Genomic DNA, 17,357 nt, shown 5'->3' on the forward strand with positions numbered 1-17,357 from the left:
TTCCTTACAGTTGGCTCGAATACGCCAACATACAAACAAGATACGTGCCATAAAAAATAGCTATATATATCAATGATTTACAAACAAGGATGGAAGCCAAACTTCCGGTTCTCGGAAAGCATTAAAAACAAGAGGAAAGTGTCCACTTCCTCAACAATAATGCTGACGTTACTCGCTTTGACATCAGAACAAGCATTCGCCAACACCAATGACAAAACCCTAAGCGTTGAAGAGATAAGGTCCGTTGTAGCAACGGATTTCGAACAAGAGGTGGATCGCGTAGCGCTCTCCAATCAGTGGGGGGAGTACAAACTAGACTTCGACATGTGGGTGCCCGGTTCAGCCAATCACTTGCCAGAATGTGAATCTCCTTTAGTTATCACAGGTCGTGACAACAACACGTTGCCAGTCGGTAACCTCAAGCGCTCAGTCAGCTGCGACAATATCGCATCACCATGGCGAATTAACGTTACGATAAAGTCTTCGCTGACTCTGCCTGTTTTGGTCGCGACAACCACGGTTGGCCGAAATGAAGTCGTAACGGCTAAACACATAAAGCTTGAAACCCGAACCATCTCTCGCCAAGACGATTTTTATACTCGCCCCGAGCAAGCAGTAGGCTTAGAAACCTCTCGTCGTTTGCGGGCTGGACAAGTGGTTAATCCATCCAATTTGTCGGCCCCACCTCTAATCGAGAAAGGCAATGAAGTCATAGTCATTGCGAGCAAAAATGGATTTAGTGCCAGCACAAAAGGAGTCGCCTTAGAAGATGGAGCGAAAGGGCAACAAATTGACGTGGAAAACCCAAGTTCGGGCAAGGTCATAAGAGCAGTCGTAACTGGATTAAACCAGGTTCATACTCAATTTTGATTTTTTGACTCGGGGTAACATTTTTTAATTTTGGCTCTCGTCAGTAACACTGAACTTCGAGTACAAAAAAATATTTAATGTTTATCACATTCTAACCGCCTACTTAATTTAGAACATGATGATGAGGACCACAGCATGAAAATCGACAAAGTCGCGGGCGGTCATGTCCCACAAACAAAATTACAGCAAGCAAGCAAACAGCCTGTCGACGTCGTCGAACAGAGCAAAGTACACGAGCCTGCATTTCAAGCGAATACCGTAGCGATAGATCGCGCTCAAGCTGAAATGGCATCACTACCTGATGTTGATATGGAAAAAGTAGAACAAGTACGCAACGCATTAGCGCGTGGTGAACTTAGCCTAGATACAAAAGTGCTATCCAAGGCAATCATGCAGTTCCATACAGGTCACGAGTAATAAAACGCTAGGAAGACATCATGGCAAGCGCAGTATCGCAGCGAATTCAACAATTTGTTCGCTCTATATCTGAGGATATTAAGCTTTATCAACAACTACTTCCTTTGCTTCAGCAGCAAAAGGTATTGTACTTAAAGTTTGATGGAGAGGCACTGAACGACAATGTTCAAAAACAAATGCCGATACTCAATAAACTCAGCCGCTCCGCCAATGACAGAAGCCAGTGTATGCGAGCGCTGGGGTTAGCGTGTAATGACGCCAGCGTAAAACGAATTTTCAATGCTTTGCCTGCCCAAATAGGTATGCAAGCTAGAAAACAATGGGCGCTATTGGAAACGTTGGTAAGTCAGTGCCAACAATACAATCAGAGCAATGGCCACAGCTCTGCGGCGTTCCATGAGTTGGTCAGTCAACTCAAACAACCTGTGCAACACACTTATGAAGATAAATCGTTCTAAACGATGTTCGTCTTGCCTACAGATTCAGTCGCCATCTCGGCTGAGTACTGTAGGCCTTTTTATTTTTATTGCCTTTCTGTCCTACCTTCCATTCACATGCCAGGCAAAACCAAATGCTGTCGATATTCAAACGCAGTATCAAGTATTAGCCCCATACAAGCCACAAATTGCCAAGCGTCTCGATTCATCCAAACCGGTAATTAACCACATTTTCAAACAGCTTCAAAACCACTCATTACCAAATAGCCTAGCCTTAGTGCCAATGTTAGAGTCTTCTTACAATCCCAAAGCCGTTTCTCATGCTAACGCCGCCGGACTTTGGCAATTGATACCAACCACAGCGAAACGATTCGGATTAACGATAAATACAAAACAAGACGATCGCTTTGACACAGAAGCCAGCACAACGGCCGCGCTCAAGTACCTGGCGTTTTTATACAACAAATTCGATCAAAATATGGCTCTCACTTTAGCTGCATACAATGCCGGAGAAGGACGTGTTGCACGTGCTATTCAGCGAGCAGGAAGTCGAGATTTCCAACAACTCACGCTGCCTAACGAGACTCGTCAATACGTCAGCCGCTTCTATGCATTGGAAAAGTTGATAGATATCGGTCAGTTACAATCCTCATCATTTCAACCTTTACTCTTGTTTGCTCCAGACGCTCCTATGATTTCACAACCGCTGGTCGACTTTAGCCGACTGCCTCCGCTAGTTAATTTGTGATAAAAGCTACGACAGAGCTCAATGTCAGAGAAACGTAAAATTACAAGATCCTGTTCGGCGAATTTGAAAACTCGTGATCTCTATGCAAACGTGTGCAAAAAAGTTGAGGTAAGGTATCTCAAAGATAAGAAAGAGTAGTGGTTTACTAAAAAGCGCCCCAATTGCGCTTGGCAATTGGGTAGATATGCGTCACATTGCGTTTGCAAAAAACATGAAAACCAATGGTCAGACCTAATAATTATTTACACACTAAATGTAAAACAGCTATTGTTTTCATAGTTCGAAACAAATCTAACATATCAAGATGACGCTTCGCTTGCGCGTCTGGAATAAGTCCGGGTTCCGGGGGGGAGTCCGGACTTTTTTATTGCTCTAAAATCTTTACCAACAATAGCGCCAACAGAAGCTAAGTCGTAATGATGCAAGCTAGCTGTTTATAGTAATTCTTTAGAAATCAACTGAAGCAAAAACGTTTCGCGCTCAATGCTCATGCCTTTTTTCGGGCTTTCTGCCATCGTTTTTTCATTGTGTGCAATTGCTTCGTGAATGTTCATCCATACCGGGCGCATTCCATTTTTAACTTCGTAATCTTCATACGCCGTTTCGCCTAGCTCACGTTCGATTTTACATGTATAACAATACGACACCATGTGCATCACGTCAGCGTCATCCTTGTACCACGGACGAAACTCCTCAAAGATTCCGAAAGGCTTAATACCATGTATATTTTGGGCGCCCGTTTCTTCCTCTAATTCACGGACTAATCCAGCAATGACATCTTCACCATCATCAATACCACCGCCTGGTAGCGTGTAGTCATGGTAACGTTCTGTATAGAGCAACAGCACATCTTCACCATCAAGTACAATGGCTCGCGCTGCATTGCGCTGAAAAACAATTTTGTCATCCAAATGCTCTATGTCTGGATGAACGGTCGATTTTAAATGTCTCATCGAAAATACCACGGTCAATGTTTTGTGCGCATATTACCGAATTTTACACTTTAAATCATTGTTGTAGGCCAAGTACGTTCGAGCGCTTGTCAGGAAGTGATTGATATGACCTTCACAACAATACGCCAAGAACAGAAGTGTGACGTGCTAATCAGCAATAAATGAGAATATCTAAATTCTTATACGTCCCTCTTACTTTTAACATCGATAAGACAATAATCTCTTAAAGTTGCCTATAATCAATACAATACTCGCCCACCCCATGCGGAGATAAAGAATGAAAAAGACAAATTTAATGATGGCTATGGCTGCAACATTGGTACTGGCTGGTTGTTCAACTTACGAGGGAGCGACCCGCTCAACTGAGTATACCTCCGTTGCAAATCCCGCAGCCGTATACTGTGTTCAGCAAGGTGGTGAGCTGGATACCGTGTCGGAAAACGGCGAACGTGTCACTTACTGTGTGCTGTCTGACAATGAGCGCGTCGAGCAATGGGAATACTATCGCGAGAATCACAAAGAAAATGAGGGTGACAACTACTAATTATTTTTGTCGATACGTCACCTTCCCTCTATCACTTAGGAGCCTTTGGGCTCCTTTTTTATTTGATTTATCAAAGTGTTCTTACGTTGTTTTTACATATCTCTGACTTTACCGCACATCGACCCTATATCGAACAGTGTTCTATTCTTGACATTCCTCTGACATAACTTTCCACTTGGACAATAAAATTCCAAACACAGATCACACTAATTCACATTTCTTCCACATTTTCTGGGACAGGTGAGCAAGATGAAAACACAAATAGTAAAAGAAGCCGAGTCAGCCCCAAGCAACGTTGTTACTGAAAAATCAAAGCGCATTATTTATAAATCGAGTTTAAACGCCTTGATGATTGTCGCTATAAGTATTCTCGTTAACCTTAGTCTTCGTCTTGATTATGTCGTGTTGGGTTCAAGCCTTGGCGAGCTTTCCGTTACAGAAACGCTCCAGCTTGTGATGCTTGCTATTGCATCATGGTCGTTTTTCAGCTTATCGAAACAACAGCCTCAGCTAAAGCATGCGGCTATTTTGATCGCAGGATTTTTTGCAGTACTGATTATTCGCGAAACGGACTATTGGACAGACATGATTCATCATGGCTCTTGGGTTTTCCCAGCACTTGCTGTCACCGCACTGGCTTGCGCCAAAGCTTACCAAGGTGGTAAAGGTACCATGAACGAAATGGCGACTATTTTAACGGTGCCACATATGAAGCTATTAGTTGGTGCTGTAATGCTATTATTAGTCTTCTCTCGTTTGTATGGTATGGGTAGTTTTTGGCAACAAGTGATGGACGAAAATTACATCCGTGATGTTAAAAATATCTCAGAAGAAGGTATAGAACTGCTTTGCTACTGTTTGATCGCATTAAGCGCCGTCCGCACAAAACGCGAGCTTAATGAATAGACTCTGGGTCAAAGCGACGGTTCAATGCCGTCAGTATCGGATGGAAGATACTTAATGCCTTTTCCGCAGCACCTACAGATTCATCCAAGGCCGTCATTTCGACGGCCTTTTTCATTTCTTCAATATGTTGCAAAGCCTCTTTATCGAGCGGTAAAGAGAGCAATTTGTGAATAGTATCTCTTGCGATCATAAGTGGCTTTTTTCGGACAATTGATAAATCTCGGAAAAATACGCCATGCTTGACCCCTTCTAAATAAACTCGGTAGGTTGTGAGTTCATCGAGTAGCAAGAATGTCTCCGCCATAAGCCCTTTATGTGGGTATGGCACGCTAATATGTTTGCTGATATCCAGTGGAATATTGAGGGTCACCCCCATGGATTCGCAATCGGATTTAAGTACTCGTAATAAGCCTTGCTCATCCATCAAATTCTGGATATCAATGATTCGTTCGAGGTGGTAGTCATTAGACAGCAAGATAACCTCAACCGGATGCCCCAACCATAACTCGAACAACCCACTTTTGCACAAAACTTGGGAAACATAACGCATGTTTTGAAACGTGTTCAACGACTCCGTTTCTAAGAGTATATGACGTTCAGGGAACGGATTCACAGAGTCTGCGTTTAGGGTTCTAAAATACGCGTACATCGCCTCTGCTTCAGAAACACTTTGTCCTTGCGTTACTCCGCCACAAAAAATAATCGCCGTTTGCTCTGTCGGTAGTGATGCAGTCCTACAAGACAAAGCTTCGACTCTTGTTATGCCCTCAGAGGTCAACCTGTTATTGACGAGGCGTTTACCTAAAACGATGACGATGTTGTCTAACTTCATTTTAAAATCTCGCGCTTAGTTGGCAGTGTTACAAAAATCTTCTTTCACTCCCGACCCACAAGCTTTAACATCTAGTTAACAACACTGTTCTAGAGACCTTTATAAAGGTTCACTGCTAAAGGAAGTCAATTATGCTGTCGATTTTCGATATATTTAAAATTGGTGTCGGGCCATCCAGCTCCCACACTAATGGTCCTATGCTTGCCGGATTCCATTTCACTCAGCTAGTTAGCGACTCTATGGCGAAAGTGCATCGGGTGCAAGTGGACCTTTATGGCTCATTGTCACTGACAGGTCGAGGGCACCATACAGACCGAGCCACGGTCCTTGGTTTGATGGGAAATAAACCTGATACCATCAGAATGAGCAGTGCCAAAAGTGCGCTACAAAATACCATAGACAATAATACGCTCATGCTCGCCGGTACACACCAGATTGAGTTTAGCTACGACCATGACATCGTCTTTCATAGCGACAACCTTCCCCTGCATGAAAATGGTATGACGATTACGGCATTAGACGCAGCTGGAGATCAAGTAGCGTTTGAAATTTATTACTCCATTGGGGGCGGATTCATCGCCACCGCCGACGAACTAGAGAACGGCACGCAACAAAATGAGGTCGCAGTACCATTTCCGTTTACATCCGCAGATGAGATGCTGGAAAAAGCCGAGACGAACGGTTTCAGCTTGGGAGGCATGATCCTCCAAAACGAACTCGCATTTCGCTCAGACGAAGAAATCAACCAAAGAGCAGAGCAAATTTGGAAAGTGATGTCGCTCTGCATGCAACGTGGCTTCGACACGGAAGGGATTTTGGAAGGTGGTCTAAATGTCACTCGTCGAGCACCAAACCTTTTGAAAAAGCTCGAAGCCAACGCTGCAGTTGAAAACGATCCGATGGAGATCATGGATTGGATCAATCTCTTCGCCTTTGCGGTTAGTGAAGAAAATGCAGCAGGAGGGCAAGTCGTCACTTCTCCAACGAATGGTGCAGCAGGGGTGATTCCGGCGGTATTGATGTACTACCATCGCTTCATCAAAGAGCTCGATGTTAAACAGCTAAAAGACTTTCTCGCAGTCGCCGGCGCTATCGGCATCTTATATAAAACTAACGCGTCAATTTCTGGTGCAGAAGTGGGGTGTCAGGGAGAAGTTGGGGTTTCTTCATCCATGGCTGCCGCTGGCTTAACAGCGCTAAGAGGGGGCAGTAACGAGCAGATTTGTATTGCTGCGGAAATTGCGATGGAGCATTCATTGGGTATGACTTGTGACCCGATTGGCGGCTTGGTTCAAGTACCTTGTATTGAAAGAAATGCCATGGGAGCAATGAAAGCGATTAATGCATCGCGTATGGCATTAAAGCGCACAAGTAAATGCTTAATTTCGTTAGATAAAGTAATCGAAACCATGTATCAGACTGGTAAAGATATGAATAAAAAATACCGTGAAACCTCTTTGGGGGGCTTAGCTGTCATTCATATGGCACCGCCATGCGAATAATGGCAAGTGGTCATTGCGCTTAGCTTCTCACCATACGCTTATCTGGTAATTATGATCTGATGATATTACATATAGAAATGCCGCGTTCTTCGCGGCATTTTCTTAACAAGAAACTATTCGATTAATCACGTCGACCACGAAGTTCAATTTTTTGAGTTGCAGCATCCGAATGGATTGTTACACCGCCATAGGCCATTTCATTGCGACCCTTCAGCGTCAATTGAGAATCTGCACGCTCTACGTCAACCTGATTTTTCGTTGCCATCGTCATATCAATCGTGCCCGTGTATGACCCATCGCCAGCAAATGCTACGTTTGTTGAGCAAACCATCAAAACAAGTGCGATTAGTTTTTTCATACATCACCTCTATTATCGTTCTTACTTTCTGTCGGTGGAAAAACTGTAACAACAGAAACGCGCTCATACGAGGAAAGCCATTATTTACCAAATGGAAATCCATGCTAATAAACTGATGTAACCAAGAATAACTTATCGTTACCTTCAATAAATCAGGGATAAGGCAGCGACTTAAATTGACCGAGCGTTGTCTTTTCTTAAGAAATTCAGCGATATGATTTGTCGACAAAAGCCAAGCGAGAGAATGTATGAGCGTTAATCTGGATATTCAAAATATTTTGGTATTAAAACGGATGTATGAGCTACGTAACGTCCGGTTAGTCGCAGAATCACTCGGTAAAACGTCAGGAGCAATCAGCAAAAATCTGACTAAGATGAAAATTCAGCTCAATGATCCGCTATTCGTTCAGACTAAAAATGGCTTTGAACCAACAGCTTTTGTGGAAGCGAACATTACACATTTTGAGCAAATACTCAACAGCATTGATTCCATCAAACCACAGCATTTTTCACCAGCTCATTTTGACGGCTCAATCACTATTTATGCCAACACATTGTTTTGGGAGTACTTCGGTGACAAGTTTTACTTGGAGTTACTAAAGCACGCTCCAGAAGCAAAATTCTCATGTTTGCGCTGGGGTAGCGAAGCAAAAAAACGATTAATTGACGGTGAAAACGCCATTGCGATTCATTACTTTGATGAAGATCTGCCACAGTCAATTGTTCAGACCGAGCTAGGGCGAGGAAAAGCGGTATTTTTTGTTCGAGAAGATCATCCCGCTCAAAACTCCCAAGAACTAGAAGAATACCCTTTTATACTTTTTAAAACGCCGGGATGGAACGACTACCGATACCCTGTGTTGGAAAGGCTCAAACATATGGGTTTTAGAACCACACCTAAAGTGGAAATTGAACATCCAGCGATGATTCAAAAAGTGCTTCTGCAAACGAATCATTTTGGCATAACGATGAGTGGACATGTTCCTAAGGGTTGCCGAAGTATCGCGCTTCCTGCTGGGCTAGAGCTTGATGTTCGCTACGTGATGAGCTGCCGTCGCTCTCAACAGCAAGCTCCGGTAAATCAGTGGTTATTAGATGTCATTAAGCATGTCGCTCAGTCCTAGACTGATGACTTGCTACTGCTAATAATAGCCAAACCACACATGCGCTCTACTCACTCGCTGAACGAACATTAAAGACTCTGTATTAACCATTGAGCAAAGGTGTTTACGTGTGATTTTTCGGATGCTCGAACCATCATATAATGTGCACCAGAACTTGGCATATGCCAATTTCCAACCTGGACTAATACGCCCTGTTGCAGCTCATCCTCAACAAGAAAGTCTCTTACCAGCAACACGCCAAGCTGATTAATCGCAGCATGAATAGCAAGCAATGAGTGTTCAAACTCGGCGACGACTTTGCTCACCTTCCCTTGATAACCTTGGTGCGTAAGCCACTCTTGCCAAGATTCATGATAACCGCTAGTACAGATTTTAGGCGCTTTAGCTAACTGCGAGAGGTCATTTATCGGGTTTAAATGCATAAAGCCGGGGCTTGCGACAACAATCCAGTTTTCTTGGGTTAATCGTATGGCTTCTTGCTCTTGCCAATCTCCATCTCCGTTAATAATTTCGATATCCGCAATCGCACTGGCGTTTGGAACTGTATTAGCAGTTGTCGAGACTTTAAAGGAAATGTCTGGGAATTGTCGCTGAAAATCAGCCAATCTTGGCATTAACCACTGAGAGCAAAAGCTGTGAGCGACATGTAAGTTAACTTGCGTATTCTTGGGACGAGTAAATAAATGCTGCGTCGTGGTCGATAATGTTTGAAGCACATGATTAACCACAGGCCAGTATTCTTGTGCGGAGCAGGTCAGCGTAAGGTGAGTGCCCTTGCGCACGAATAACGTCGCATTGAGCTGTGACTCTAGCGATTTCACCTGTTGGCTTACGGCCGCACGAGTCACATTTAGCTCCTCTGCGGCTTTTGTAAAACTCTGTAGTCGCGCCGTGGCTTCAAAAGCTCGGAGCAAATTAAGCGGCGGTAAACTTTGCATAACACTCTCCCAAACACTTGGCAGCCATGGTATGAACTGGTGATGACAAATTGATGAAAGTGCTGAGTTTGTTAAGCGGGATCAAAAAAGCCAGCGTGATACACGCTGGCTTTTGGAACTTTATCTTAAGCAGGAATTATTCTGCTTTTTCAGTTGTTTGGTATTCAAACGCAGGAACAACCACTTCAACACGACGGTTCATTTGACGACCTTGACGTGTCTCGTTGCTTGCCACTGGGTTAGCTTCACCCATGCCTTTCACTGTCATACGCTCAGCCGCAATACCTTTTGCTTGGAACTCGTCAGCAACGGCTTTCGCACGTTTTTCTGTGAGTTGTTTGTTGTAAGCAGCAGAACCTGTCGTATCGCTGTAACCCGTGATCTCAACTTGAGCTTGTGGGTAAGTATTCATCAAATCAACGGTACCAGAAAGGTTCGACGTGTCTTTCACTTCTGCACTTTCTAAGTCGAATTGTACTGTCGCTGTTGTTTGAGCAGGGTAAACGTGATCTACAATGCGTGTTGCAGGACGTGCTTCTACCACCTCTTCAACGGCTTTTTCTTGAACGACTGGCTCAGAACCAAACTTGTAGTTGAAACCGATACCGAAGAAATCTGAATCCATGTCTTCAATTACATCATCAGACATATCTTGGTAGCGTTGGTATTCAGCACGTAGGCTCCAGTTGTAGTTGATTTGGTATTCAGCACCCAGAGAGCCAGTTGGTACGAAATCTTTCTCGTCACCAGCCATCATGTATGCAGCACCAACTTTCGCGAATAGATTCCAAGAATCCGTTAGCGGTAGGTTAAATTTAGGAGCAAGCGTCAACGCCCAAAGATCACCATCAACGGTGTTTAGGCCAGGCTTTTTGAAGTTTGCAGTGAAGTCACCAAGGTAATCAACACCATACTCTGCTGCAACGTACTTGTTGAAGCTGTAGCCTAAGTGCATAGATGCTGCAAAACTGTCGTCGTCACAAGGTTCGTTTAGGTAACACGCATCGTTTAGAGAGTTGTAACCTATTTTACCGCCCATGTAAGTGTCAGCAAGTGCAACGTTTGAGATCACACCACCAGCAAGTACAGTAGCCACTGCTATAGCGATTTTTTTCATTATTCTTTTCCTTTTTCTTGTACACAAAGCAACACATCGCGGCAGCATACTGCCGTAAAATATGAAGCCGTAACTTTCTCTTTTCTTCGAATAGAAATAGCTAAATAGCGTAGGAAAGAATCAAAAATGATATTCAAACGCCAATGACGTAAAACGGAAAAAGGTAACCTCAAGACCATCTATTCATGAGCTTCATCCGCATACCCAACCGAAAAACAAAGTTCGTTGCGTTGGTTTAGCCATAGTCAATTCGTTGCGGAGAATATCACAAAGAAGCCAACTTTCTGTGACGCAAATCACCATAAAAAGCCACTTTCTCAAATTTAAGAATCATCATTTAAGCTTGTGAATGGCAACAAATTTTTACAGGGGAGCGTGGATCTGGAGAGCACAAAAAAACAGCTCATTTAAATGAGCTGTTTTCGAAATAATGAAAAAGCGTTAACTCGTCGCGCTAAATTTTATCCGCTACGGTTAACGTTGCAGCTAATACATCTTGCCCAAACAAGACACTACGCTCAGGAGACCAACCGTAAAGTGGATCTGGGTGATTGTTGTTATCTTTAAATGGCATTTCGATTGTGTAAGACAAGCATTTGAACTGCTCTGCAACCCAATTTGAACCCACCGTCAAATTCGCTTTACCAGGCTCATCTTTATCGTAACCAATCTCATCTTGGAACTCTGGCGTAATAGTCAGTAACGCTTGCTTAAATGATGTCTCTAAAGCGGCAAGATTTTCATCGTAAGAAGGAATACCTTCTGAGCCAGCGACGAAGTTATACGGAATCGCTTCATCGCCATGAATATCTAAAAACATGTCAACACCCGTTTCCAGCATGCGCTGACGCACAAGGTAGACTTCTGGGCTCTTTTCCATTGATGGCGTTTGCCATTCACGATTTAGGTTTACACCTACTGCGTTGGTACGCAAGTGACCGCGAATACCACCGTCTGGGTTCATATTTGGTACGACGTAAAGCACCGCTTTTTCAAGCAATGCACGCGCAACCGTGTCGTTTTCATCTAACAGACGTTGGATCATACCTTCCATGAACCATTCCGCCATGGTCTCACCTGGGTGCTGACGTGCAATCATCCAGATTTTCTTTTTGCCTTCTTCTGGCTCACCGAAAGTAAGCAAGCTCATGTCATTGCCATCTAGCGTATGACCAAGCGTCTCTAGTTGGCAGTGGTGCGCGCTTTGTGCCATGTGTAACAAGTCTAAATGACGATCGTACGTGTATGGCGCAAAGTACGCGAAGTAAATTGAGCTGCGCTCAGGGATTACAGTGAAAGTCAGCGTGTCGCCATCGAACTCTGCCGGTACTCGGAACCATTCTTCACGATCGTAAGACGCAACCACATCGTAACCTTGCCATCCTTCTGGATAAGCCGATTTAGCCAAATCAAGCAATTTGATGGTGTGTGATTGCTCGGCTTCTGTCTCAAGACGGAAGTGGAACCACTGGTAGAATTCCGACATATTGTCGTTAGGAATTTTGAGTTGGATGTCGTTTTTGTCGTCCGCTTTCACTACGTGAATGCTGCCGCTATCGAAGTTGCTGAATACTTTCATTTTATGACTCACCTTTTAAATCTGAGCTTGAAAGACAGAGGCTAACACAAGGCTTCATCGCGCCCCAATGACTTTCACTGCAAACTGTCTCGTTTGTGGCTAAAGTCTTCAGTTTAGTCAAGCTTATCCGCTTTGCCTGCTGGTCCCGCGAGTTTTGCTAGCCACTTATCCCAGATAAACGGCGTTTTCTCGTTATCTTCTGCTTCCTCTTTTCGACGTACCGCGTTGCGCACTATCATAGCCCCAGTCCAGCGAAGCGGGTCTGGAGGGAAATACCCCAACGGTCCTTTGGCTAAACCACTGTTCGTCCACTCGTTATCGATTCCCAATATCAATGAAGATAAGATCTTTCCGCCCATTCGAGTCTGCGCTACACCATTGCCTGAATAACCAAATCCGTAAAAGATATTGCTCTGTTTGTCTAGCTCGCCGAAGAAAGGGAAACCAGTAGCAGAACGATCAGAGCCCCCCGTCCATGAATAAGCAAACTCCTCGCCTCTCAAACGAGGAAACAACTTATCGAACGACTTACGCAGTAGACCTTGGTAGCGCGTTGGCTTGTTGAACATTGCGTTGACTTGGTTGTTGAAAGAGAACTGATTGCCGCCTTTCCCCAACATCAAACGGCCATCTGGCGTATCTCGGTAATAGTGCACAAAAATACGAGAATCCAACACACTAGAACCTGCCTGCCAACCAGATAGAGGTAGTGCGTCACCAAGCGGCTTGGTGATCACCATGTCGGAAGAGACCACCACGATACTGTTTTTGAACTGTTTAAACTGCTCTACCATCCATGCATTTAATGCCAACACCACCTGCTGCGCTTGAATATTTCCTTTAGGTGTACAGACGGTGGCAGGTTTTCCATAATCTAGACGCGTCATTGGCGTGTTCTCATAAACTTCTACACCCAGATCAATAGCAACACGGCGTAACCCTCGCGCGAGTAAGGCGGGTTGCACGTTAGCAGCAACCGGAGAGTGATAGCCTTCTATATGTCGAGGTGAACCCGCATTGGCACGCAGTTCCTCCACCGAGCAACGACGCCAACTGTTCACTTCTAATCGCTTTAACTCGTCCACAACTGGCTGCATTCCCCCAGTTTGAGCCTGATTGGTTGCAGTGTAATAAACCCCTTTCAACGATAAGTGCGCATCGATGTTGTGCTGCTGACAAAAGTCGTCAATCTCTAGCACTGCTTGTTCCGACTCTTTTACTAACCAAGCAGCATGTTCTTCACCGAATAACCGTTTCAATGTCGGAAACTTGGTAGACCAAGTCAGCATACAACCGCCGTTTGCGCCCGATGCACCACTACCACATAAGCCCTTTTCGATAACAACCACCTGTTTTTCCGGAGATTGCTGCTTAATCATAATCGCGGTCCAAAGTCCGGTGTATCCGCCACCAACAATCGCAACGTCAGTATTAATGTTCTGCTGTAACGGTTGTGGCGTTTCTGGTTGCTCAGCTTCAATTGCCTGCTTGAACCAATATGAATGATGTGTCATCGGGTATCCTCGTTAGTGCGTTACATCCATTTCCGCAAACACTTTACAAACGATGATGACAATCAACGAGCAAGAAAATCTAACGCTGAGCGATAGAAAATGTTGCACTGAGAGTGTGAAAATTTTCGCTTTCGACAAAAACAAAATGGGGAGCTCGTGGCTCCCCAAAACAAACAGCAAAAAATATTAGTGGTAAACAATTCAAGTCCGTCTTACTGGTTAGTATTTACCGGTATCACGCATGCGGTACTCGTATTGAACATTGAGAATAGGCTGGTAAACAACTTGCCCGTCACTTTGCAAGAACTCATTTACCATGACTTTTGAGTCAGTGATAGAAAACGATTGGCGATCAACATACGTTGTAAGGCTCGTAAACTCATCACGGAGTTGTCCAGATGATTTATTTTGGTAGCTTTGGATCATGTCTCGGCCCATTTCATAAGCCGCTTGTTTGCTATCCATTACGTCGCCATGGATAGTTTCGGTATCGTTTGTCCACTGATAACCACCAGCAAGAGCCATAGAAGGTGCAGCAATCAGAGCAATCGTACTTGCTAAAGTTGTTAAGCGTTTCATAAACCTCTCCTTACTTACCTTTACATCGGGCCAAAATTGGCTCGATGCTTATAAGGTACGTATAAAGACCTAAAACACGTCAAAACAATTTCAAATAATGTTCAATTTTCGTTCAACTTATTTCACATTAACTTAGCAACTCAACGTCATATTCAGCCGACATTCGCATTTTCTTCCTTTTGAACAATGGGTTTCAACCTGACACTTCCTTACCAAACCATACAATACCTAAGGTCAATTTTCTCTTAGAATTCCAGCAAAAGAACACTGTTCAAAACCTTACACAAACGTCGGACACAGCAAAAACCACCTCTTTTCAGTCGTGCTTTGCATTCCTCCTTTTCGGGTTCTTCGCTGCTCGTCCGTCGGTTCTTAATTGTCGCTATTGAGCACAAGTTAATCTGGAGTGAAAATGACCGCGAACAAATCCATTTTTTACCATAGCAAATCGATTTACTCAGATGATTATGCTGATGTCTACAAGCCAATTTGGACCTACAGAGCTAAGTTCATCTTACGTGCGCTTTATTACAAACGTGCGTTTAAGCACCTTTCAGACAATATTGAATCGTCATTGTTAGAGTTGCTTTGTACACGTACGCATCGATTTTTAGAGAAGCCGTTTCGTCCGTATATCATCAAAAACAACTCAGCGTTCGATCGTTCTAACTTGGTGGTTGATCACTACAAAACGATTTCAGAACTGTTTTCTAAACAAACAATCGAAGAAATCTACACAGACTCGAAAGGCCTAACATTAGCCTCTTTTGAAATTGACGAAATACTGTACTCGGTGAGATTAGTATACGAAGCACGTTATCAAAAAGAAGGCGACATGAGCCTAGTGCTGCACAGCGCTGAAGATGGCAACTTCTACACGCTCTCTTTTACGCTCGGTCACATCGAATCTGGACGCAGCATTATGATTGGCGGCTTACAAGGACCGCGAAGCAGTGAAGAAAACAACGCGAAAATTAAAAAGCTAACTCGTAAGCTTTACGGACAGAGACCAAAAAGCTTGATGGTGAGCTTGCTCACTTTGCTCGCACAAATTTGGGAAGTAAATACGATTCTAGCAGTGAAAACGCAGTCCCATACTTACGCAGCTAAGCGCTACAGCAAAGGGCGAATCAAAACGGATTACGATGCACTCTGGCAAGAATTGGGCGGCACCGAATACAATCGTCATTTTTACTCAATTGATGTAAATGCACCCCGTCGAGATATCGAAGGCATGTCGCGCTCTAAGCGTTCGATGTATCGTCGCCGTTATGAATGGCTAGACAACACCAAGATCACTTTCGAACAAATATTAAAAGGCGAGCAAGCTAAAAGCTAAGGAGAAGCGTTCATGCGTTATTCATTCATTACTGCTTTAGTGTTGTCGGCTTTTTCTTTGTCAGCCAACGCAGAAACCAGTGAGCACATCATAGGTACAAACATTGGCTATGGCGATGTGAACTACGATGCTCCGACAAGCAAAGAATCAGGCGACATGTTCTTAGGTGAAATATATTACCGCTACATGCCAACACATAACTTTGGTATCGAAGCAGGTTATAAAGGCGCGTTTGACGGTATCGGCTCGATACTCGTGAGTCCGATTTCAGAAGTCACCGATACGAGCTTCTCCGGACCTCGCTTGAGTGGCTATGCTAGCTATCCTCTGGGTTCAGGTTTCGAACTGTACGGCAAGGCAGGTGTCACTCTCTACACTCTCGAATACACTTATAAAGTGAACGGTCAGAGCAAGAACATCGAACACTCAAGTGTCGGAGGTGAAGCGGCTGGCGGTATCGGCTGGAGCTATAAACACTTTGGTTTGAATGCAGAATATGTGTACTCAAAAAACAGCGATTTTGACTCTAGCGGCGTGATGTTCGGCGCACAACTGCGTTTCTGACGTCCCTTATACTCCTACCCCTTCCCCAAAAACTCAAAAAGAAAAAGGCAGCGACGGCCTGAGTCGCTGCCTTTTTCTTTCATCAATATGAGTCAGTTCGTCAACGCAAGAATAATCCCCACCAGAATCGAAGTAACCCCAATACCCCGAGTGAGATACCATTTCTCAGACAGAAACCAAATCCCCATAAACAACCCAAACACGATGCTGATTTGCCTTAGTGCCACCACCAAACTCACGTTGTCTGTCATGGTCATCGCAAACAACACCAAGCCGTAGGTAGATGCCATCATTACCCCTGCCATGCTAGCTGTTTTGCGGATCTGCCACGCTGTCTTAATCTCATCTGGTTTGCCCGTAATTAAGCACCACACAAGAGCAGGAATACCAATTGCCCAAAACTGCACGCCCAAGTAGAAGATCGCACTGTACTGATCATTCAAGATCTCTGATGCTTGTCCTGTGAGTAAACTCAGCGCTTCTTTGTCGACCACCGAGTAACCCGTTGTGCCTATTGCGGCAATCAATGCCCAGAACACACCAACGTTCAAATAAGAGCCCAATGTCATCTGACGAAAATTCGTCAGTGGTACCAGCATACAACCAAGGGTAATCAGCAAGAATCCAAGCCACTGCTGACTGGATAATTCATGCCCCAATGCAACACTGATTGCGCCGACCATCATCACAGGCAGTGCCCGAGCAATCGGATAAACCACCCCCACATCAGCGTGCTTATAAGCGACAATCAAACCGACCAAATAAACCATTTGTGAAATGCCGCTAATGAACAGCAATCCCCAAAATTCACTCGGTAATGATGTCCAGCCAATGGTCGCCAAATACCAAATCAAATAAGGGGTAAGAATGGCACAGGCCGAGAAGCTGGCCGCCATAGTAAACGCGAGTCCAGAGCCTGAGTTGCTTTTACCAAGGATATTCCAGCCCGCATGGAGAACAGCAGAAAAAACGACGAGACCAATCGCCAACAAATCCATTTCAATGTTCCTGTCTGAATAAAGTAAAGGCTCCGAGA

Annotated in this window: 19 protein-coding genes; 10 read left to right on the plus strand and 9 right to left on the minus strand. The window is 44.3% G+C overall.

Annotated elements, in window-relative coordinates; all coding sequences use genetic code 11:
• The first annotated feature begins 72 nt into the window (after positions 1-72).
• The 4 genes from flgA to R8N47_RS09870 all read left to right on the plus strand — a co-directional run bounded on the left by flgA (position 73) and on the right by R8N47_RS09870 (position 2,472).
• On the plus strand, positions 73-870 hold the full coding sequence (gene flgA, locus R8N47_RS09855; RefSeq protein ID WP_047102793.1) for a flagellar basal body P-ring formation chaperone FlgA: 798 nt from the start codon (positions 73-75) through the stop codon (positions 868-870).
• A gap of 135 nt (positions 871-1,005) precedes the next feature.
• Positions 1,006-1,287 carry a flagellar biosynthesis anti-sigma factor FlgM gene (flgM, locus tag R8N47_RS09860; protein ID WP_005374016.1) on the plus strand — a complete coding sequence of 94 codons (282 nt, stop codon included), beginning with the start codon at positions 1,006-1,008 and terminating at the stop codon, positions 1,285-1,287.
• A 20-nt stretch (positions 1,288-1,307) separates the two neighbouring features.
• Complete coding sequence (gene flgN, locus R8N47_RS09865) at positions 1,308-1,745, plus strand: flagellar export chaperone FlgN (protein WP_005374018.1); 438 nt, start codon at positions 1,308-1,310, stop codon at positions 1,743-1,745.
• On the plus strand, positions 1,726-2,472 hold the full coding sequence (locus tag R8N47_RS09870) for a lytic transglycosylase domain-containing protein (RefSeq protein ID WP_054579235.1): 747 nt from the start codon (positions 1,726-1,728) through the stop codon (positions 2,470-2,472). Before flgN ends, R8N47_RS09870 begins: the two co-directional genes overlap by 20 nt.
• Positions 2,473-2,906: 434 nt before the next feature.
• On the opposite strand, the gene R8N47_RS09875 is transcribed toward R8N47_RS09870, so the two are convergent.
• Positions 2,907-3,425, minus strand: coding sequence for an NUDIX hydrolase (locus tag R8N47_RS09875; RefSeq protein ID WP_005374021.1), 519 nt, complete (start codon positions 3,423-3,425; stop codon positions 2,907-2,909).
• Positions 3,426-3,702: 277 nt separating this feature from the next.
• Between R8N47_RS09875 and R8N47_RS09880 the strand changes: the two genes are divergently transcribed.
• The gene (locus tag R8N47_RS09880) at positions 3,703-3,969 is read left to right on the plus strand and encodes a DUF333 domain-containing protein (protein ID WP_005374023.1); all 267 of its coding nucleotides are present in this window, start codon (positions 3,703-3,705) and stop codon (positions 3,967-3,969) included.
• Positions 3,970-4,218: 249 nt separating this feature from the next.
• Positions 4,219-4,875 carry a hypothetical protein gene (locus R8N47_RS09885; protein WP_005374025.1) on the plus strand — a complete coding sequence of 219 codons (657 nt, stop codon included), beginning with the start codon at positions 4,219-4,221 and terminating at the stop codon, positions 4,873-4,875.
• Here the strand turns inward: R8N47_RS09885 and R8N47_RS09890 are convergent.
• Complete coding sequence (locus tag R8N47_RS09890) at positions 4,865-5,707, minus strand: YdcF family protein (protein WP_064354507.1); 843 nt, start codon at positions 5,705-5,707, stop codon at positions 4,865-4,867. The genes R8N47_RS09885 and R8N47_RS09890 overlap by 11 nt on opposite strands.
• A gap of 131 nt (positions 5,708-5,838) precedes the next feature.
• Here R8N47_RS09890 and R8N47_RS09895 point away from each other — a divergent pair, with 131 nt between their 5' ends.
• Complete coding sequence (locus R8N47_RS09895) at positions 5,839-7,209, plus strand: L-serine ammonia-lyase (RefSeq protein WP_053349354.1); 1,371 nt, start codon at positions 5,839-5,841, stop codon at positions 7,207-7,209.
• A 121-nt stretch (positions 7,210-7,330) separates the two neighbouring features.
• On the opposite strand, the gene R8N47_RS09900 is transcribed toward R8N47_RS09895, so the two are convergent.
• Positions 7,331-7,567, minus strand: a complete 237-nt coding sequence (locus tag R8N47_RS09900; protein WP_005374030.1) for a hypothetical protein — start codon at positions 7,565-7,567, stop codon at positions 7,331-7,333.
• A gap of 248 nt (positions 7,568-7,815) precedes the next feature.
• On the opposite strand from R8N47_RS09900, the gene R8N47_RS09905 reads away from it, so the two are divergent.
• Positions 7,816-8,691 (plus strand): LysR family transcriptional regulator, encoded by an 876-nt coding sequence (locus tag R8N47_RS09905; protein ID WP_064354506.1) that lies wholly within the window; start codon positions 7,816-7,818, stop codon positions 8,689-8,691.
• A 68-nt stretch (positions 8,692-8,759) separates the two neighbouring features.
• On the opposite strand, the gene R8N47_RS09910 is transcribed toward R8N47_RS09905, so the two are convergent.
• The 5 genes from R8N47_RS09910 to R8N47_RS09930 form a co-directional block, all read right to left on the minus strand.
• The gene (locus R8N47_RS09910; protein WP_064354505.1) at positions 8,760-9,629 is read right to left on the minus strand and encodes a LysR substrate-binding domain-containing protein; all 870 of its coding nucleotides are present in this window, start codon (positions 9,627-9,629) and stop codon (positions 8,760-8,762) included.
• A 136-nt stretch (positions 9,630-9,765) separates the two neighbouring features.
• Positions 9,766-10,746 carry an outer membrane beta-barrel protein gene (locus tag R8N47_RS09915; RefSeq protein WP_054579230.1) on the minus strand — a complete coding sequence of 327 codons (981 nt, stop codon included), beginning with the start codon at positions 10,744-10,746 and terminating at the stop codon, positions 9,766-9,768.
• Between the two features lie 454 nt (positions 10,747-11,200).
• A complete protein-coding gene (locus R8N47_RS09920) occupies positions 11,201-12,325 on the minus strand; it encodes a M14-type cytosolic carboxypeptidase (protein ID WP_017819760.1) in 1,125 nt (374 codons plus the stop codon).
• A gap of 113 nt (positions 12,326-12,438) precedes the next feature.
• On the minus strand, positions 12,439-13,839 hold the full coding sequence (locus R8N47_RS09925; RefSeq protein ID WP_064354504.1) for an FAD-dependent oxidoreductase: 1,401 nt from the start codon (positions 13,837-13,839) through the stop codon (positions 12,439-12,441).
• Between the two features lie 219 nt (positions 13,840-14,058).
• Positions 14,059-14,418 carry a DUF3316 domain-containing protein gene (locus R8N47_RS09930; protein ID WP_017819758.1) on the minus strand — a complete coding sequence of 120 codons (360 nt, stop codon included), beginning with the start codon at positions 14,416-14,418 and terminating at the stop codon, positions 14,059-14,061.
• Between the two features lie 412 nt (positions 14,419-14,830).
• On the opposite strand from R8N47_RS09930, the gene R8N47_RS09935 reads away from it, so the two are divergent.
• On the plus strand, positions 14,831-15,757 hold the full coding sequence (locus R8N47_RS09935) for a VirK/YbjX family protein (protein WP_005384371.1): 927 nt from the start codon (positions 14,831-14,833) through the stop codon (positions 15,755-15,757).
• Positions 15,758-15,769: 12 nt separating this feature from the next.
• Complete coding sequence (locus R8N47_RS09940) at positions 15,770-16,321, plus strand: outer membrane beta-barrel protein (protein WP_005374044.1); 552 nt, start codon at positions 15,770-15,772, stop codon at positions 16,319-16,321.
• A 92-nt stretch (positions 16,322-16,413) separates the two neighbouring features.
• Here the strand turns inward: R8N47_RS09940 and R8N47_RS09945 are convergent, their stop codons facing one another.
• Positions 16,414-17,319, minus strand: coding sequence for an EamA family transporter (locus R8N47_RS09945; RefSeq protein WP_064354503.1), 906 nt, complete (start codon positions 17,317-17,319; stop codon positions 16,414-16,416).
• Positions 17,320-17,357 lie beyond the last annotated feature (38 nt).

The organism is Vibrio sp. 2132-1, assembly GCF_033344315.1.